15 protein-coding genes and 4 tRNA genes are annotated in these 17,990 nt (G+C 48.7%); 6 read left to right on the top strand and 13 right to left on the bottom strand.

The features are described 5' to 3' along the window. Positions 1-38 precede the first annotated feature (38 nt). From pspC to pspA, 3 genes are all read right to left on the bottom strand, one after another. Positions 39-455 (bottom strand): envelope stress response membrane protein PspC, encoded by a 417-nt coding sequence (gene pspC / locus TW77_RS02860; protein ID WP_046003470.1) that lies wholly within the window; start codon positions 453-455, stop codon positions 39-41. Then, complete coding sequence (gene pspB / locus TW77_RS02855; protein ID WP_010386732.1) at positions 452-685, bottom strand: envelope stress response membrane protein PspB; 234 nt, start codon at positions 683-685, stop codon at positions 452-454. Before pspB ends, pspC begins: the two co-directional genes overlap by 4 nt. Before the next feature lie 75 nt (positions 686-760). Beyond that, positions 761-1,420 carry a phage shock protein PspA gene (gene pspA, locus TW77_RS02850; RefSeq protein WP_046003469.1) on the bottom strand — a complete coding sequence of 220 codons (660 nt, stop codon included), beginning with the start codon at positions 1,418-1,420 and terminating at the stop codon, positions 761-763. Positions 1,421-1,601: 181 nt separating this feature from the next. On the opposite strand from pspA, the gene pspF reads away from it, so the two are divergent. The 6 genes from pspF to TW77_RS02820 all read left to right on the top strand — a co-directional run bounded on the left by pspF (position 1,602) and on the right by TW77_RS02820 (position 8,018). Further along, the gene (pspF, locus tag TW77_RS02845; protein ID WP_046003468.1) at positions 1,602-2,666 is read left to right on the top strand and encodes a phage shock protein operon transcriptional activator; all 1,065 of its coding nucleotides are present in this window, start codon (positions 1,602-1,604) and stop codon (positions 2,664-2,666) included. Positions 2,667-2,749: 83 nt separating this feature from the next. Next, positions 2,750-4,348, top strand: coding sequence for an ABC transporter substrate-binding protein (locus TW77_RS02840; protein ID WP_046003511.1), 1,599 nt, complete (start codon positions 2,750-2,752; stop codon positions 4,346-4,348). A gap of 2 nt (positions 4,349-4,350) precedes the next feature. Continuing rightward, positions 4,351-5,385 carry an ABC transporter permease gene (locus tag TW77_RS02835; RefSeq protein ID WP_046003467.1) on the top strand — a complete coding sequence of 345 codons (1,035 nt, stop codon included), beginning with the start codon at positions 4,351-4,353 and terminating at the stop codon, positions 5,383-5,385. Continuing rightward, entirely contained in the window at positions 5,372-6,265 is an 894-nt protein-coding gene (locus TW77_RS02830; RefSeq protein ID WP_046003466.1) for an ABC transporter permease subunit, read from the top strand. The genes TW77_RS02835 and TW77_RS02830 overlap by 14 nt, the downstream gene beginning before the upstream one ends. Further along, positions 6,265-7,272, top strand: coding sequence for an oligopeptide/dipeptide ABC transporter ATP-binding protein (locus TW77_RS02825; protein ID WP_046003465.1), 1,008 nt, complete (start codon positions 6,265-6,267; stop codon positions 7,270-7,272). The genes TW77_RS02830 and TW77_RS02825 overlap by 1 nt, the downstream gene beginning before the upstream one ends. Continuing rightward, positions 7,257-8,018: an ATP-binding cassette domain-containing protein gene (locus TW77_RS02820; RefSeq protein WP_046003464.1), complete on the top strand. Its 762-nt coding sequence runs from the start codon at positions 7,257-7,259 to the stop codon at positions 8,016-8,018. Before TW77_RS02825 ends, TW77_RS02820 begins: the two co-directional genes overlap by 16 nt. Before the next feature lie 82 nt (positions 8,019-8,100). Here TW77_RS02820 and TW77_RS02815 read toward each other — a convergent pair whose 3' ends face one another. From TW77_RS02815 to TW77_RS02770, 10 genes are all read right to left on the bottom strand, one after another. After that, positions 8,101-10,014, bottom strand: coding sequence for a SurA N-terminal domain-containing protein (locus TW77_RS02815; protein ID WP_046003463.1), 1,914 nt, complete (start codon positions 10,012-10,014; stop codon positions 8,101-8,103). A gap of 341 nt (positions 10,015-10,355) precedes the next feature. After that, the gene (gene hupB, locus TW77_RS02810) at positions 10,356-10,628 is read right to left on the bottom strand and encodes a nucleoid-associated protein HU-beta (protein WP_046003462.1); all 273 of its coding nucleotides are present in this window, start codon (positions 10,626-10,628) and stop codon (positions 10,356-10,358) included. 224 nt (positions 10,629-10,852) lie between these two features. After that, complete coding sequence (gene lon / locus TW77_RS02805; protein WP_046003461.1) at positions 10,853-13,216, bottom strand: endopeptidase La; 2,364 nt, start codon at positions 13,214-13,216, stop codon at positions 10,853-10,855. A gap of 346 nt (positions 13,217-13,562) precedes the next feature. Further along, positions 13,563-14,846: an ATP-dependent protease ATP-binding subunit ClpX gene (clpX, locus tag TW77_RS02800; protein ID WP_046003460.1), complete on the bottom strand. Its 1,284-nt coding sequence runs from the start codon at positions 14,844-14,846 to the stop codon at positions 13,563-13,565. Positions 14,847-14,989: 143 nt separating this feature from the next. Further along, the gene (clpP, locus tag TW77_RS02795; protein WP_046003459.1) at positions 14,990-15,607 is read right to left on the bottom strand and encodes an ATP-dependent Clp endopeptidase proteolytic subunit ClpP; all 618 of its coding nucleotides are present in this window, start codon (positions 15,605-15,607) and stop codon (positions 14,990-14,992) included. A gap of 287 nt (positions 15,608-15,894) precedes the next feature. Further along, the gene (tig, locus tag TW77_RS02790) at positions 15,895-17,202 is read right to left on the bottom strand and encodes a trigger factor (RefSeq protein WP_046003458.1); all 1,308 of its coding nucleotides are present in this window, start codon (positions 17,200-17,202) and stop codon (positions 15,895-15,897) included. A gap of 331 nt (positions 17,203-17,533) precedes the next feature. Further along, a tRNA-Pro gene (locus TW77_RS02785) sits at positions 17,534-17,610 on the bottom strand. Between the two features lie 20 nt (positions 17,611-17,630). Continuing rightward, positions 17,631-17,707 (bottom strand) — tRNA-Pro (locus tag TW77_RS02780). A 19-nt stretch (positions 17,708-17,726) separates the two neighbouring features. Beyond that, positions 17,727-17,802: transfer RNA gene (locus TW77_RS02775), tRNA-His, on the bottom strand. A 23-nt stretch (positions 17,803-17,825) separates the two neighbouring features. After that, a tRNA-Arg gene (locus TW77_RS02770) sits at positions 17,826-17,902 on the bottom strand. Positions 17,903-17,990 lie beyond the last annotated feature (88 nt).

Below are 17,990 nucleotides of genomic sequence, written 5' to 3'. Positions count from 1 at the left end.
ACGCTCGGGCAGCGCCCCCTTTGCACCTAATCATTCACTCAGAGCTTGTTGATCTCGCGCTTTACCGTGTATTCGCTCGAAGTAACGTACGTTTCCATGTGCTGGATACGGCCATCCAGGCGCGTTAAACGTTCTTTCAGGTCAAACAGTGCCTGACGTGGTGGCTCACCTTTTTGCCAGACTTTAAACTTCACCGAGACAGGGTCTTCGTCTTTACTCGAATAGTTGCTGTTTGTGCCGGGGGTTTGTGGTGTTTCAGTTTTCTTATCCAGAATAAACCAACAGGCGATATAAACAACAATAAACAGCGGGCCTCCGGATAACAACACCGCAGTGACGAACAGGATCCGAACCAGCCACAGCTCCATGTCAAAGTAATCGCTCAGTCCCGCACACACTCCCGCCAATTTGCCCCTTTTCGGGTCGCGGTATAATTCTCGTCTACGTTTACTCATACTTTGCGTCTCCATTCTGGTGACTCTTGATCAAGCAGGGCCTCCAGCGTTTCAACGCGTTGCGCCATTTTCTCTGCTTTGTGTGCCAGCTCTACCAGCTGACGGTGCTCGTGTTCGCTCAGCCCCTGACTGACCTGCTTTTTGCTACGATAGTGCAGGATCAACCATAGCGGTGCCACTACAATCATAAAGATGATGATCGGGGCGACTAAAATCTCTGCATCAAACATATTCCTCTCCTGTCTAACCTGGGCACGTTGTTCTTTTCATTATTGCACCTACCTTAACAGCAGGTGCAGTCAAATTCACTTATCGGCTAATTTTTTCTTCAGTGCCGCAAGCTCGTCGTCGACTTTCTCATTCTTTTGCAGATCAGCAATTTCATCGGCCAGAGATTTCTTACCTAAGTCGTAAGACTCAACCTGAGATTCCAGTCCGTCGATTTTGCTCTCGTAACGCTCAAAGCGATTCAATGCATCTTCGACTTTACTGCTATCCAGTGCCTTCTTAACATCCAGACGAGATTCGGCTGAACGCTGACGCAACACAATGGCTTTTTGGCGCGCTTTGGCATCGGCCAGCTTTTCTTGCAACGTGGTGACTTCCTGTTGCAGCTTCTCAATGTGCGACTCTACATGTGCCAGCTCTTGCGTCACGCTGTCTGCGGCATCGGTGGCTTTTTGCTTTTCAAGCAAGGCCGCACGTGCCAGATCTTCACGGTCTTTGGTCAGCGCCAGCTCGGCTTTTTGCTGCCAGTCGTGGGCCTGAGTACGTAACTGCTCAACGCGACGCTCCAGCTCCTTTTTCTCAGCCAGCGTTTTTGCCGACGTTGAACGGACTTCTACTAAAGTGTCTTCCATTTCCTGAATGATCAAACGGACCATTTTTTCTGGATCTTCCGCTTTATCCAGAATCGCATTGATATTAGAATTAACAATATCAGCAAAACGTGAAAAGATTCCCATAATCTATTACCTCTTTGGTTAGTAATTTAGTTTGCTGATTAGATATATCAATTAGCTTGCCAACTTTTCAATAAAATTAATTTATTAAAATCAACAAGTTATAATAATATAAAAACACTTTCGCTTCATCACTTTTTAAAATACACTAGATGTTAGTCAAAAATACTAAGAGTTAGGCAATATGAGTCAGTTTCGCCAACAGGATAATTTACTCGGCCAGTCGGATAGCTTTCTTGCTGTATTAGATCAGGTCTCGCAGCTTGCTCCACTGGAGAAACCGGTACTGATCATCGGTGAGCGTGGTACCGGTAAAGAGCTGATTGCCGCCCGCCTGCACTACTTATCCGAGCGCTGGGATCAGAACTACGTCAAACTCAACTGCGCAGCGTTAAACGAAAACTTACTGGAAAGTGAGCTGTTTGGTCACGAAAGTGGTGCCTTCACCGGCGCCAGTAAACGACACGAGGGCCGCTTTGAGCGCGCCAACGGCGGCACGCTGTTTCTTGATGAACTGGCTAATACCTCAGCCATGGTGCAGGAAAAACTCCTGCGGGTGATCGAGTATGGTGAATTTGAACGGGTTGGCGGTAAGCAAACGGTCAAAGTCGATACCCGACTTGTCTGCGCTACCAACGAAGACTTACCCACCCTTGCGGATAATGGTGAGTTTCGTCATGACTTGCTCGACCGTTTAGCCTTTGACGTCATCACACTTCCTCCTCTGCGTGAGCGCAAAGAAGATATTCTGCTGCTGGCGGAACATTTTGCCATTAACATGGCTCGCGACTTAGGCTGGTCTTTATTCAGTGGCTTTACCCGCAGCGCCACAGAGTTGCTGCTTGAGTATCCCTGGCCGGGCAACATTCGGGAGCTAAAAAATGTCGTGGAGCGGAGTTTGTATCGCCACGGCAGTGAACAGCTGGCGGTGCATCAGATTGTTTTCGATCCGTTTGCCAGTCCCTACCGACCTACTCAAAGAATTAAAAAAGCCGCAGAGGCGTCAGCTCCGGCAGCGCCCGCACCTGAGGTCAAGGCGCAAACGCCGCAGACCAAACCGTCGGTTGCCTCATTCCCGTGCGATCTAAAGTCGCTCTCCAATGAATTTGAAATCGATCTGCTGCACAATGCCCTTGAGCATAGCCAGTTTAACCAGAAAAAAACCGCCCAGAACCTTGGCCTGACTTATCATCAGTTACGGGGCTATCTGAAAAAATACAATCTCCTGGACTCGCAACAAGAGGCTTAGCCGTGGCTAACAGAGCAACTGATAAACCACCGACCCAGACTCCCTGTCTGGTGACATTGCGTCAGCATCTGGGCAAAGGCTGGCTGCTACCTATCAGTGCGTTTATCGCACTGCTGCTCAGTGGCTGCAGTGATAACAAAGCGCAGGCACAGCGCAAGATCCAGGGGATCGTCTATTGCGCCGAAGCCAACCCGGTGTCGTTTAATCCGCAGGTCACCACAACGGGTTCAACCATAGACATTATTGCCAACCAGTTATACAACACGCTGATCAGCATAGATCCGCTCACTGCGGAGTTTCGCCCTGAACTGGCAACCAGTTGGGAGATCAGTGAAGACGGTAAGCAGATCACCTTTACGCTACGTAAAGACGTCTCTTTTCATAGTACAGACTATTTTACCCCCACCCGCACTATGACTGCCGATGACGTGGTGTTTTCGTTTAACCGCCTGTTCGATGTGTACAATCCGTTTCACTTTGTCGGCGATGCCAATTACCCCTATTTCCAGAGTGTTGGCATGGATCAGTTGATCCGCCAGATAGTCAAAGTAGACGACTACACAGTAAGGTTTGAGCTATTCAGTAGTGAAAGTAGCTTTTTATCCAACATTGCCACCGACTTTGCCGTGATCCTGTCACAGGAGTACGCCATGCAATTGGTCGCGCAAGAGCGCAAGCAAGATTTCGACATGCTGCCCGTGGGCACTGGCCCCTACAAATACAAGGGCTTTTTGCGCGATAACCTGATCCGTTACCACAAACATCCGGATTACTGGAAGCATGACCTGGCGATGGATCAGCTGGTGTATGACATCACCACCAACAATACCAGCCGCATTGCAAAGATGCTGACCAAAGAGTGCGACATTACCGCGCACCCCAGCGCCACTCAGCTGGAAACTCTGGCGGCGCGCAAAGATATTCGGGTTGATAAGGCCGTCAACCTGAATGTTGGCTACTGGGCCTTTAATACCGAAAAGCCGCCCTTTGATAACGTCCTGGTGCGTAAAGCGCTAGCGCACAGTATCGACTTTCAGAAAATCATGAAGGCGGTGTTTTACGGCAATGGGATCCAGGCCCGCTCCATTTTACCGCCTTCTTCCTGGGCCTTTCAGACTCAGGCCATGCCCAGCTATGACCCGGAGCGTGCCCGGGAGTTTCTGGCACAAGCCGGTTATCCGGATGGCTTTGAGATGGATTTATGGGCCATGCCCGTGTCGCGTATTTATAACCCCAATGCCCGTAAAATGGCCGAGCTAATTCAGAGTGACCTGCGTGAAATAGGGATCCGGGCAACCATAGTTGAATACGAGTGGAACACCTTTTTGGAGCGCGTCGGTCGCCATGAGCACGACAGCGTATTACTCGGCTGGGCCGCCGATACGCCAGATCCGGACAACTTTTTCAGCCCCTTATTAAGCTGCACCGCTACCTTCAGTGGTAAAAACCCGGCAAACTGGTGTAACCCGGAGTTTGACTTATTGCTGACTCAAGCGCTGGATACAACCGACCTACAGCAGCGTAAGCAGTATTATCAGCAGGCGCAACAAATGTTGATTGCCGAACTACCGGTTGTGCCGATTGCCCATGGCATGCGCTTTCAGGCCAGCAATACCAGCGTGATGGGCATCGAGTTGCGCCCCTTTGGCGGTATTTCTTTGGCGAACGCGAGGAAGAACTAACTATGTTTGCTGACTTTTTATTTCGCCGCCTCAGTTTGCTGCTGTTTATGCTATTTGCACTGACAGCCTTCACCTTTGCGCTGAACTATATGTTTCCCGGCGATCTGCTGACCAATTTCAGCGGTGAGCTGAACGCCAATTTCAGCCAGACACAAATCCTGGAACAAAAGTATCACATAGACGATAACTTGCTGATCCAGTACCAGGCCTTTCTGGTCCGGCTCTTTGAGGGTGACTGGGGACTGTCTTTGTCTTCCGGTCAGGCGGTGTTCGGTCATGTAAAGCAGCTCTTTCCCGCCACCATAGAGTTGTGCGTTTATGCGCTGATTATGGCACTGTGCTTGGGGATCCCGGCCGGTGTTATCGCCAGTGCTTACCACAACAAATGGCCAGACAAAATGATCAGTTCGCTGACCTTACTGGGGTTCTCCATTCCCGTGTTCTGGCTGGCCCTGCTGCTGATTATGATTTTCTGTCTCAGCCTTGGCTGGTTTCCTATGTCGGGGCGCATTGGCCTGCTTTATGAAATCCCCCCGGTCACCAACTTTATTCTGCTGGATATCTGGTTGCATGATTTTCCGTATGGCGGTCAGGCCTTTGCAGATGCGCTGCATCATCTGACCCTGCCCACCGTGGTGCTTGCCATGTACCCGACCACAGTATTAGTACGTTTTACCCGGGACTCCATGCTAACCGTACTGGAACAAAACTACATTAAAACTGCCCGGGCCAAAGGTCTTAACCGCCGTCAGTTGATCCTTGACCATGCTCTGCGCAATGCCCTGCTACCGGTGATAAAACAAATCGGCCTGCAATTTAGTACGCTGATCACGCTGGCCATGGTAACCGAAGTGATTTTTTCCTGGCCGGGGATTGGCCGCTGGATGATTGAAAGTATCTATCAGCGAGACTATCCGGCCATTCAGGGGGGGCTGCTTGCGGTCTCCTTTTTCGTCATTTTCGCCAATATGCTGGCCGATGTGATCCACACGCTCCTTGACCCGATAGCCAGGAATCAGGCCCATGGCAAAGTTTAATCTCTTTACAGAAGAGTCTAACCGCTCTCCGCTATCCCGGCTGTGGCGGAAATTTAAAGCCAATCACCCGGCGCTGGTTGGTCTGTGGTTGTTTATTGCGCTGACCTTGCTTGCGGTGCTGGCACCTTTGTTGGCACCCTACGGCATTGATCAGCAGCATGCCGATGCCTTATTACTGCCCCCGTCCTGGCACGATGAAGGCAATGTTAATTTCATCCTTGGCACCGACGATTTGGGGCGCGATGTATTGTCTCGCCTGATGCGCGGCGCCACTTACACCTTTGGTTTGTCCATTGTCGCAGCCCTGTTAACTACTCTGCTGGGCGTTGTGCTGGGTACTTTAGCCGGATGCAGCCAGGGCTTTAAATCGAGCCTGCTCAATCACCTGCTGGATATTACCCTGGCCATTCCCTCGCTACTGCTGGCCATCATCATTATTGCTATTCTCGGCCCGGGCTTATTCAATACCGTGTGGGCAATTATTTTCGCGCTGCTGCCACAGTACATTCATTCAATCCGTAACCTGGTGGTCGAAGAGCTTAACAAAGATTATATCAGTGCCTTCAGGCTGGATGGTGCTAACCGCTGGCAACTGATAGTACGCGGTGTACTGCCCAATATTTACGAGCATATCGTGGTGATATTCACGCTCGCTTTGTCTACCGCCATCCTGGACATCGCAGCTCTGGGCTTTTTGAAACTCGGGGCTCAGCCGCCCACCACCGAGTGGGGGGCTATGCTGGCGGAAAACCTGGGCCTCATTTACCTTGCCCCCTGGACCGTGGGCCTGCCCGGGGCGCTGTTGTTTTTATCGGTGCTTGCGACTAACCTTGTCGGTGACGGGTTACGTGACGCATTGCAGGCGAGAAAGGCGGATTAATGCAATTACTTGATATCAAAAACCTCACCATTGAGTTACCCACAGACAATGGCGTGATACGTGCCGTTGATCGGGTCAGCATGAGCCTCAAAGAAGGTGAAGTACACGCGCTGGTTGGTGAATCCGGTTCTGGTAAAAGTCTGATAGCCAAGGCCATAGTCGGGGTTCTGAACAACCGCTGGCGCATCACGGCAGATCGGATGCACTGGCAAGGGGTGGATCTGATGCGCCTGAGCCCGGAAAAACGCCGTAAACTGGTGAGCCGGGATATCGCCATGATCTACCAGGAGCCCAGTCGTAGCCTGGATCCGACTGCCAAGATTTTTGAACAAGTCGCTGAATCTTTGCCCGATAACTGTTTTAAAGGCGGCTTTTTCAGCCGTCGTAATGAGCGCAAAGAAAAGGTGAAAGCGCTATTGCATAAAGTAGGGATCCGGGATCACCGCCGGGTCTCGAGCAGCTACCCACATGAGCTCTCAGAAGGCGTGTGCCAGAAGGTGATGATAGCCATGGCCATTGCCCGAAGCCCCAAACTTCTGATTGCAGATGAGCCAACCACAGCGCTCGAAACCACCACTCGGGCGCAGGTTTTCCGCTTATTGAAAAGCCTCAACCAGCTAAAAAACATGTCGATTTTGATGATCACCCATGAGCTGGAAGAAATTGCCGACTGGTCACATGCCATGCATGTTCTTTACTGTGGTCAGATGGTTGAAGCAGGCCCGACAACCAAAGTCTTTTGTCACCCCTATCACCCTTATACGCAAGCCCTGGTGAAATCGCTCCCTGACTACGCCCATGGGATTGGCCACAAAGCGTCTTTCTTTGCGCTCAAAGGCACCATTCCCCCTTTACAGCACTTACCGATTGGCTGCCGCCTGGGGCCCCGCTGCCCGCAGGCACAGCGTGAGTGTGTAGTCACACCGGAACAGGTTAAGTCGCACGGTCATGCTTATGCCTGTCATTTTCCATTGCTCCAGGAGAAGAAAAAATGCAACCCGTGCTAAAGGTGCAGTCGCTGAATAAAACCTTTAACACCCGGGCAGGCCTGTTTCGACGCAAGCGCGTTAAGGTGCTCAAAGATGTCTCTTTTGCCGTTGCTCCGGGCGAAACGCTGGCGGTGATTGGCGAAACCGGCTCAGGTAAAAGTACCCTGGCCCGGGTTTTGGCTGGCGCTGAGCACGCCGATTCGGGGCAGATTTTGCTAAGTGGTGAAATGATTGAAGACAATGGTCATCAAAATCATGATTGTCGTCATATCCGGCTGATCTTTCAGGATCCGACCCGCTCACTCAACCGGGGCCTGACCATAGGCGATATGCTGGACGACTGTTTGCGCTTAAATACCCAACTCACCAAGCATCAGCGCGATAAAAAAATCGTCGCAACCTTGTCTCGTGTTGGCTTGCTGTCAGAACATTATGACTACTATCCCCATATGTTCAGTGGCGGGCAGTTGCAACGTGTGGCGCTGGCGCGCGCTTTGATTTTGGACCCTAAAGTGGTGGTGCTGGACGAAGCCCTGTCGTCACTCGACCCGTCTGTTCGGGCACAAACCGTAAACCTGCTGCTGGAACTGCAACGTGATTATGGCTTAAGCTATATCCTGATCACCCACCACCTTAGCTTAGTTCGCCATATGAGTGATAAGTTACTGGTATTGAGCAGAGGAAGATGCGTGGAATACGGCAACAGCGAAGCAATTTTTCGTGCCCCTCAGTCTAAGGTTATGCAAAAGCTGCTAGCAGTTTAACTACTGAGACTTCGTTAATTCAGACATAAAAAAACGCCGGGGTCCCGGCGTTTTTTCGTTTAGCTCTTCGATTATGCGTAACTTACTGCATTTCGTCGCTAAATTGTAAAGTTGGACGAACCACCTCAGCATCGGACTCCAGAGCGCTCAACAGAGCAAGGAAGTTTTTGTTCACCACAGACATGGTGATGTTTTGCTTCTGCTGTGGCTCCACTTCACCAGTGACCGCTGTGGTTGTAACCCCTTTAAGCACCAACAACGCGGCATCACCACTATTTAGCTCAACCAGCGCAGACTGAGCCTGGTCGCTATCCGGGTGTGCCAGTTTGAATGCCTGTTGGACAATCTCCGGCGCAACAGTAAAGCTTTGACGTTTCAGGGCTGTTTCGCTTTTCACTTCGACTGATTCTGCCGCAGCGATATCGCTCAGTGCTTTGCCTTCTTCCAGCTGAGCATATAGCGTGTTCGCTTTTTCTTTAATCAGCTCAGACGCTTTTTCGTTCTCAAGACGTGTTTTGATCTGCGCAGTCACCTCTTCCAGCGGCTTCACAGTCGCCGGCTTGTGGTCCAGAACACGTACCACAACAATGTGCTCGTTGCCTGCTTCAAGCACTTCTGAGTTAACTCTGTCTTCGATCAGCTCAGGCGTGAAAATAGCATTAGCAATGCTTGGATCGTTAAGCGGTGCAGGCAACGCCATGCGCGATACCAGCTCAGTGCTTTTCAATTCAATATCCGCAACAGCCGCCGCATCTTCCAGAGTATCTGCCACTTCAAACGCCAACTCTGCGATCTGAGATTGTTTCTCATAAAACGCATTGGCTTTAGCAGTGCTTTCCAACTCTGCACGCAAGTCAGCTGCAACCTCTTCGAATGCTTTTGACTGCTGCGCCTGTAAATCGGTTAGCTTGATAATGTGAAAACCAAATTCAGTTTCGACAACAGGAGAGATATCACCGACATTTGCCAGCGCGAATGCCGCTTCTTCAAACTCAGGCTCCATCATGTCACGCTCGATCCAGTCCAGATCACCACCGATTTCTGCTGAAGCGATGTCGTCAGATTCGTTTTGTGCCAGCTCGGCAAAGTCTTTGCCACCTTGTAGCTGCTCGTACAAAGCGGTCGCTTTTTGCTTCGCCGCATCGGCATCGTCAGTGCTTTCAATCAGAATATGTGCAACACGACGGCGCTCTTCTTCCAGGTATTGCGTCTGGTTTTCTTCGTAGTAAGCGCGCACTTCTTCGTCAGTGATCGGCTTATCCAGGGTAATATCTTCAGACTTAAGCTCTAAATATTGCAACGCAATTTGTTCAGGCGCCTGGAACTGCTCCTGATTAAGCTGATAGTAGTCAGAAATTTCAGCATCTGTTACAGATACCTCACCTTTAACTGTCTCTTTGCTCAGCTGAACGTAATCAATGTCACGTGTTTGTTGTTGCAGAGCCAGCGTTTGCTTCAGCTCGTTGTCCAACACGAAATCAGACCCAGCAACCGCAGAAACCAACTGATTGCGGGTCATTTCTTCACGCATATACTCACGGAAAGTGTCTGGCTGGAAGTTCATCTGGCGGATCAGCTGCAGGTATCTGTCGTTACTGAATTGGCCACCTGACTGAAAGTAAGGCAGCTCAAAAATCGCTTGCTTTACTTGCTCGTCACTCACTCTCAGGCCTAACTCAATCGCTAGCTGGTTTTGTAGTTCTTGTTGTACCAGGCGGTCAATGACCCCACTGCGGATCTGAGCCATGTATGCCGGATCTGCTGAGATTTGTGTAAAGTACTCACCAAACTGACGCTCCAGCCGTGCACGTTCATTTTCATAGGCGCGGGAGAATTCCATCTGTGTGATCTTAACTCCGTTAACTTCTGCTACGGCCTGCTCTGTGGTTTGACCTAGGTAACCACCGATCCCTGCCAACGCAAAAGACAAGATCACTACACCAAGAATAATTTTGGCTGCCGGGCCCTGTGAGCCTTCTCTAATCTTTTCTAGCATTTATTCTATCTCTTATCTAAGTCCAAGCACGTAAGTCCAAGCACACTCGGTACTGTGGGTTTATGTGCGTATCCAAGCTCGCTGAACACAATACTCCAGCGCCCTGTTTCATCTCTGTACCTATTTATATGGATAAGTGCGGCAATTGCAAGCACAGAAGTGCAAACTTACATGCAACTCAGCCCATTGGGCCAAATCGCCATTGGTCAGGCGACTGTGCGTCATTATCCAGCTGGTATAAAAAAAGCGTATCTTAGCAGATACGCTTTTTTTCTTGAAGCTTATCTGGCCCAATCACACTATTTTAACATAGGTCACCGGACAGACTGAGCGAAATCTGCTTAGTTTACCGCGTCTTTCAGAGTCTTACCGGCTTTGAAAGATGGGATGTTAGCTGCAGCGATTTCGATTGCCGCACCAGTTTGTGGGTTACGACCAGTACGCGCTGCACGCTCACGCACTGAGAAAGTACCAAAACCGACTAGGGCAACTGAGTCACCGTCTTTTAGCGCACCAGTTACTGACTCAATGAATGAATCCAGAGCACGACCAGCAGCCGCTTTAGAAATATCAGCATCAGCTGCGATTTGATCGATTAATTGAGATTTATTCACAATATCATCCTCTTACATTGTTATTATCAAGAGCGATGAGGGCTTACCACTAACATCACTTTTGTAGTTAACTCAGAGAAATCTGACGATTCTCTATTTCATCTAATGTCTCAAAGCCTAGTAACCACGCGGGTTGCGAGCTACCAGGCTAATCCAGTGCTTAAGTTAGCATACCATATAGATTTGAAAACCCTTTTTACGCACTTTTATGTACTTTTTCTGCTTTACCCGGCCGACTTTTGCGACTCAATGGCAAAACTGTCTACTGGATGAGCGAGTGCCAGAGATAAAACGTCATCAATCCAGCTCACTGGGTGGATTTCCAGACCTTCCAGCACGTTTTGCGGGATCTCTTTCAAGTCACGCTCATTCTTCTTCGGAATGACCACCGTTTTAATGCCACCACGGTGCGCGGCTAAGAGCTTCTCTTTCAGTCCACCAATAGGGAGAACCTCACCGCGTAACGTGATTTCACCTGTCATCGCCACATCGCTGCGCACCGGATTACCGGTCAGACTAGAAACCAGAGCTGTGACCATGGCAATACCGGCACTTGGGCCGTCTTTTGGCGTCGCACCTTCAGGCACGTGTACATGGATGTCACGTTTCTCATAGAAGTCTTCATTGATCCTAAGCTTTTCGGCACGATTGCGTACCACGGTCATGGCAGCCTGAATCGACTCTTGCATTACATCGCCAAGCGAACCGGTATAGGCTAATTTGCCTTTTCCTGGTACCGCTGCACATTCGATGGTCAGTAAGTCACCGCCCACTTCAGTCCAGGCCAAACCTGTGACCAGGCCAACGCGATCGCCATCTTCTGCTTTACCATAGTCGAAACGCTGAACACCCAGGTAACTTTCCAGGTTTTGGCCGTTGATCACCACCTTGTCTTTGGACTTACTCAGCAGGATACTCTTAACCGCTTTACGACACAGCTTTGACAGTTCACGCTCCAGGTTACGTACACCGGCTTCTCGGGTATAGTAACGTATGGTATCAATGATCGCGCTGTCTTCAATTTCAATTTCATGGTCTTTCAACCCGTTACGCTTGATTTGTTTCGGGATAAGGTGCTGTTTAGAGATATTTAGTTTTTCATCTTCGGTGTAACCCGACAGACGGATCACTTCCATCCGATCAAGCAGTGGGCCCGGGATGTTAAAGCTGTTAGAAGTCGCGACAAACATCACATCCGACAGGTCATATTCGACTTCCAGATAATGGTCGGCAAAGCTGCTGTTTTGCTCAGGATCCAGCACTTCAAGCAATGCTGAAGCTGGGTCGCCACGCATATCAGAAGACATTTTGTCGATTTCGTCCAGCAAGAACAGCGGATTCTTTACGCCCACTTTGGTCATGCTCTGGATCAATTTACCTGGCATTGAACCAATGTAGGTACGTCTGTGACCGCGGATCTCCGCTTCATCACGCACGCCACCCAGTGCCATCCGAACATACTTACGACCTGTTGAACGTGCGATAGATTGCCCCAAGCTGGTTTTACCCACCCCAGGCGGGCCCACCAGACACAGAATAGGGCCTTTTAACTTGTTGGTGCGCTGCTGAACCGCAAGATACTCAATAATACGATCTTTGACTTTCTCCAGACCGTAGTGGTCGGCATCAAGGATTTTCTGCGCATTCGCCAAGTCTTTTTTAACCTTAGAGCGTTTTTTCCACGGCACACCGATCAGCGTATCGATGTAAGAGCGAACCACAGTTGCTTCAGCCGACATAGGCGACATCATTTTCAACTTGTTCAGCTCGGAGGTGGCTTTTTCTTCTGCCTCTTTGGGCATTTGCGCTTCTACGATGCGCTTTTTCAGCGCTTCAAATTCATCCGGGACATCATCCAGCTCACCCAGCTCTTTCTGGATGGCTTTCATTTGTTCATTGAGGTAATACTCGCGCTGCGATTTTTCCATCTGCTTTTTAACGCGTGACCGGATCTTCTTCTCAACCTGCAACAGGTCGATTTCACCTTCCATCAGCGCCATCAAATATTCTAATCGTTCAGTGACGTTATATAACTCGAGCACCTTCTGCTTTTCAGGTACTTTGATAGGCATGTGCGCAGCCATAGTGTCAGCAAGGCGCGCCGTTTCATCAATCCCGGAAACCGAAGTCAGCACTTCTGGCGGGATCTTCTTATTAAGTTTTACATAGCCTTCAAACTGACTGATAGCACTGCGGATGAAAATATCCTGCTCCGGGCCTTCAATGTTTTCAGACGCAATAAATTGCGCTTCTGCCAGGAAGTACTCGTCGGTCACCAAAAACTTTTCTATCTTGGCGCGCTGAGTGCCTTCGACTAATACCTTTACGGTGCCATCAGGTAATTTAAGTAGTTGCAGTACGGTAGCGACGGTGCCAACCTGATAGATATCATCAGTGTCTGGGTCGTCTATTGACGCTTCTTTTTGCGCCACCAAAAAAATTTGCTTGTCATTCTCCATCGCGGCTTCTAGGCATTTTATTGATTTTTCTCTGCCTACAAACAACGGGATCACCATATGAGGGTATACGACCACATCACGCAGTGCCAATACGGGTATCTCGACTCGATCCATTCTCTCAAGCGTCATTATATTCTCTTCGCACTTCATTAATTTCAAGGATTAGGGAGGTATATGGGGATTGCCTTTAAAAAGTTCAACCTAAATACCAATCCGTATCGATTTCTAGTTTGAGTTTATACCAATTTGCTTAATTAAGTGTTCTATTTTGAGGCGAGAAAATAGCCTCGATAACAAGGCAAAAATTTTGCTATTTAGTTGTTCTAAATGAGAAATTTTTAACGCTGTTAGCGTCATATTTGCTCCGTCAAATTGAACAGGTATTAAGTGAAATTGGTAATATAGTTTGCTGGTACAACTAAACTGTAGACAAAAAAAGGAGCCTGAGGCTCCTTTTTGCGATAAAACTCGCTCGTTACTCCGATGCAGCTTTATCCTGACTGTTGTTTTCGTAAATCAAAATTGGGTCAGATTCACCTTTAATGACGGTTTCATCTACCACAACTTTAGTTACGTCTTCGATGGACGGCAGTTCGTACATAGTATCCAGCAGGACACCTTCTACAATGGAGCGTAGTCCGCGTGCGCCGGTTTTTCTGTCCATCGCTTTACGAGCAATGGCCTTAAGCGCGTCTTCACGGAACTCAAGCTCAACCCCTTCCATCTTGAACAATGCACCATATTGCTTGGTCAGCGCATTTTTAGGCTCATTCAAGATTTGGATCAACGCGTCTTCGTCCAGTTCAGTCAAAGTTGCAACCACAGGCAAACGACCGATAAACTCAGGGATCAAACCATACTTGACCAGATCTTCCGGTTCAACATCTTTAAAGGTCTCACTCAGTGAGCGTTCGCTGTCTGAGAGTTTCACCTGAGCGCCGAAGCCAATACCTGTGTTGGTATGACTGCGCTGCTCAATCACCTTATCCAGACCCGCAAATGCGCCGCCACAGATAAACAGGATCTTCGATGTGTCGACCTGCAAAAACTCTTGCTGAGGATGCTTACGCCCGCCTTGTGGCGGCACCGAGGCAACGGTCCCTTCAATCAGTTTTAACAGTGCTTGCTGAACGCCTTCGCCCGATACGTCACGGGTGATGGACGGGTTATCAGATTTACGTGAAATCTTATCGATTTCATCAATGTAAACAATGCCGCGCTGTGCTTTTTCAACGTCGTAGTCGCACTTTTGTAAGAGCTTCTGGATAATGTTTTCAACATCCTCACCCACATAACCTGCTTCGGTTAGAGTGGTGGCGTCAGCCATAGTGAAAGGCACATCCAGTAAACGTGCTAGCGTTTCTGCTAGTAGCGTTTTACCACTACCTGTTGGACCGATCAGCAGGATATTACTCTTGCCCAGTTCCACATCGCCTTTCAGGCCCTGGTTTTTCAGTCGCTTGTAATGGTTGTACACAGCAACCGAAAGCACTTTTTTAGCGTGCTCCTGGCCAATCACATAGTCATCAAGGTGATTGCGGATCTCTCTAGGTACCGGCAATTTATCAGACGAATCGTGTTGCGGCGCTATATCCTTGATTTCTTCTCTAATGATGTCGTTACACAGTTCGACGCATTCATCACAAATGTACACTGACGGACCAGCGATCAACTTGCGTACTTCGTGTTGGCTCTTACCACAAAATGAGCAGTATAAGAGCTTACTATTCTTGTCGCCGTCTGTAGGAGTGTCTGACATTCAGCTACCTCTTAAATTTGGTCAGTTATCTACTGCGATAACATAAAACATATTTTAACTATACCAAAGAATTTTGCCTTTAGCATAGCCGGGCCAACCGCATTTATCTAACAGTGTTTAGAAATACGCCTGCCCGAAACAGATTACTTGATGTTTCTGCTGCTATGAACGGCATCAACCAGACCGTATTCAACGGCTTGCTCGGCGTTCATAAAGTTGTCACGATCCGTGTCATTGGCCACGACATCGTAAGGCTGGCCAGTATGTTCAGCCAACAGGCGATTCAGTTTCTCTTTGATCGTCAGGATCTCTTTGGCGTGGATCTCAAAGTCTGATGCCTGGCCCTGGAAACCACCCAGCGGTTGATGGATCATAACGCGTGAGTTTGGCAGGCAGTAGCGTTTGCCTTTCGCACCGCCAGAAAGCAGGAAGGCACCCATGCTGGCAGCCTGGCCAACACACACAGTGCTCACATCTGGCTTGATAAAATTCATTGTATCGTAAATCGACATACCTGCAGTCACTGAGCCACCCGGTGAGTTAATGTACAGATAAATGTCTTTTTCAGGGCTTTCTGATTCCAAGAAAAGCAGCTGAGCAACAATCAGGTTTGCCATATGGTCCTCAACCTGACCGGTCAAAAAGATAATGCGCTCTTTAAGCAAGCGAGAATAAATGTCATACGAACGCTCGCCTTTCGCTGTTTGCTCAACAACCATAGGGACTAACGCGTTTAGAGGATCAAACATACCGTCATTCATTTTATAGATTCCTTATAAACAGGGAAGTGCACTGCAAAACCTGGCTGCTTGTCAGTCTCAATACACAGGACAAGCAGGATTTGTTTACTCGAGTTACAACAAGCTGGTTTTGAGGTATAAGTTTATACAAAAGGTGCTGATAAACAAAAGTATACGCACAATCGTGTTGCTTTGAGAAAACAAACAAAAATGGCTCGCAGCGCTGCAAAACACAGAGCAATACGAGCCATTTAAACGTTAGCTTAACAGTAAGTCAATGATTTCGTCTTTGACGATATCAAAAGGGCTTATTGAGCCGCCTGTTGTGGGTTCATGATGTCGTCGAAAGACTTCTCAACATCAGCAACCTGAGCTGCTGCCAGAATCGCATCTACCGCTTGCTCTTCCATTGCAACATTACGCATTTGCTGCATAAGTTGGTCGTTGCCTTTGTAGTAAGCAACTACTTCACTTGGATCTTCGTAAGCAGAAGCAACTGTTTCAATTAGCTCTTCAACTTTTGCGTCATCTACTTTGATGTCATTCGCTTTGATCACTTCGCCTAACAGCAGACCCGTTTTAACGCGTGTTACTGCTTGCTCGTGGAACAGCTCAGCTGGTAGCTCAGGCATGTTCTTAGCATCGCCACCGAAACGCTGTGCAGCTTGCTGACGTAGCGCATCGATTTCCTGGTCGATAAGTGCTTTAGGTACTTCAACTTCGTTAGTTTCTAGAAGACCTTTGATCGCTTGATCTTTGATCTGAGCTTTCACAGCCTGACCAAGTTCACGCGTCATATTTTTCTTCACTTCTTCTTTCAGTGCGTCAACACCGCCTTCAGCAACACCGAACTTAGTTGCGAATTCGTCAGTCAGTTCAGGCAGTTCCTGAACTTCAACTTTCTTCACAGTGATCTTGAACTGTGCCGCTTTACCCTTCAGGTTTTCAGCGTGGTATTCTTCAGGGAAAGTTACGTCTGCAACCACTTCTTCGCCTGCTTTCTTACCGATGATGCCATCTTCGAAACCAGGGATCATGCGGCCTTGACCAAGCTCAAGAGGGAAATCTTCCGCTTTACCACCTTCGAACTCTTCGCCTTCAACAGTGCCCAGGAAGTCGATTGTTACACGGTCTTTCTCGCCTGCAGCAGCGTCGCTTTCAGTCCAGTTTGCGTGTTGCTTACGCAGAGTTTCTAGCATGTTCGCCAGGTCATCTTCAGTTACGTCAACCACTGGCTTCTCAACTGAGATCTTCTCAAGATCTTTCAGTTCAACTTCAGGATAAACTTCAAAAGTCGCATCAAATTCAAGGTCCTTACCTGCTTCCAATGACTTAGGAGCAAAAGTAGGTGCACCAGCAGGGTTGATCTTTTCAGAAACAATTGCCTCGATGTAGTTGCGTTGCATCAGCTCGCCCGCAACTTCTTGCATTACCGCAGCACCGTAGCGCTTTTTAATAACAGATACTGGTACTTTACCGTGACGGAAGCCGTCGATACGCTGTGTTTTAGCCAGTTGTTGTAAGCGTTTTTTTACTTCAGTCTCAACGTTCTCAGCTGGAACTGTGATAGTCAGACGGCGCTCAAGACCTTGAGTCGTCTCAACAGAAACTTGCATGATATAACCTCAATTTTCATTTTTGGCGACAACGCGCCTTCCTTACAAACAAGTCGACTTTTTATCAGACCAGATGACAGCAGAGCATCATATCTGCTCAATCTCGATTAAGCAGATCACCGTTGAAAACATCCCTACATTTGATGTTTAAGAATCAGTGCTGATCCCCGTCAGACTTGCTGCCTGCCCATACAGGGCGCTATGTTAAATAATAGACGCGGCATTATAACCTATAAAACGGGAGAGTCGAGCAATCGCAGCAAATAATTGATGTTGCTTAGGACAAAATTAAGGAATTAAACGGATTTGAAAAAGCATAGAGAAGAGGAGGTGGTCGGCGATGCAGGATTTGAACCTGCGACCCCTTGGACCCAAACCAAGTGCGCTACCAAGCTGCGCTAATCGCCGAATTTTAATTTTTTTGAAGATGGTCGGCGATGCAGGATTTGAACCTGCGACCCCTTGGACCCAAACCAAGTGCGCTACCAAGCTGCGCTAATCGCCGAACATATAGGTTTTGTAGATGGGGCGACTGACGAGGCTTGAACTCGCGACAACCGGAATCACAATCCGGGGCTCTACCAACTGAGCTACAGCCGCCACTACAAATGTGGATTTTAAAATGGCGCACCCGGAAGGATTCGAACCTTCGACCGACGGCTTAGAAGGCCGTTGCTCTATCCAACTGAGCTACGGGCGCGGCGCAAAGAATGCTTCTTCGTGCATACCACCAACTTTCGTTGATTACTTCCTCTATAAAGAAGGAAGTGGTCGGCGATGCAGGATTT

Source organism: Pseudoalteromonas rubra (genome assembly GCF_000967655.1).
GTDB lineage: Bacteria > Pseudomonadota > Gammaproteobacteria > Enterobacterales > Alteromonadaceae > Pseudoalteromonas > Pseudoalteromonas rubra_A.
This window is presented reverse-complemented; position numbering and strand designations above follow the sequence as displayed.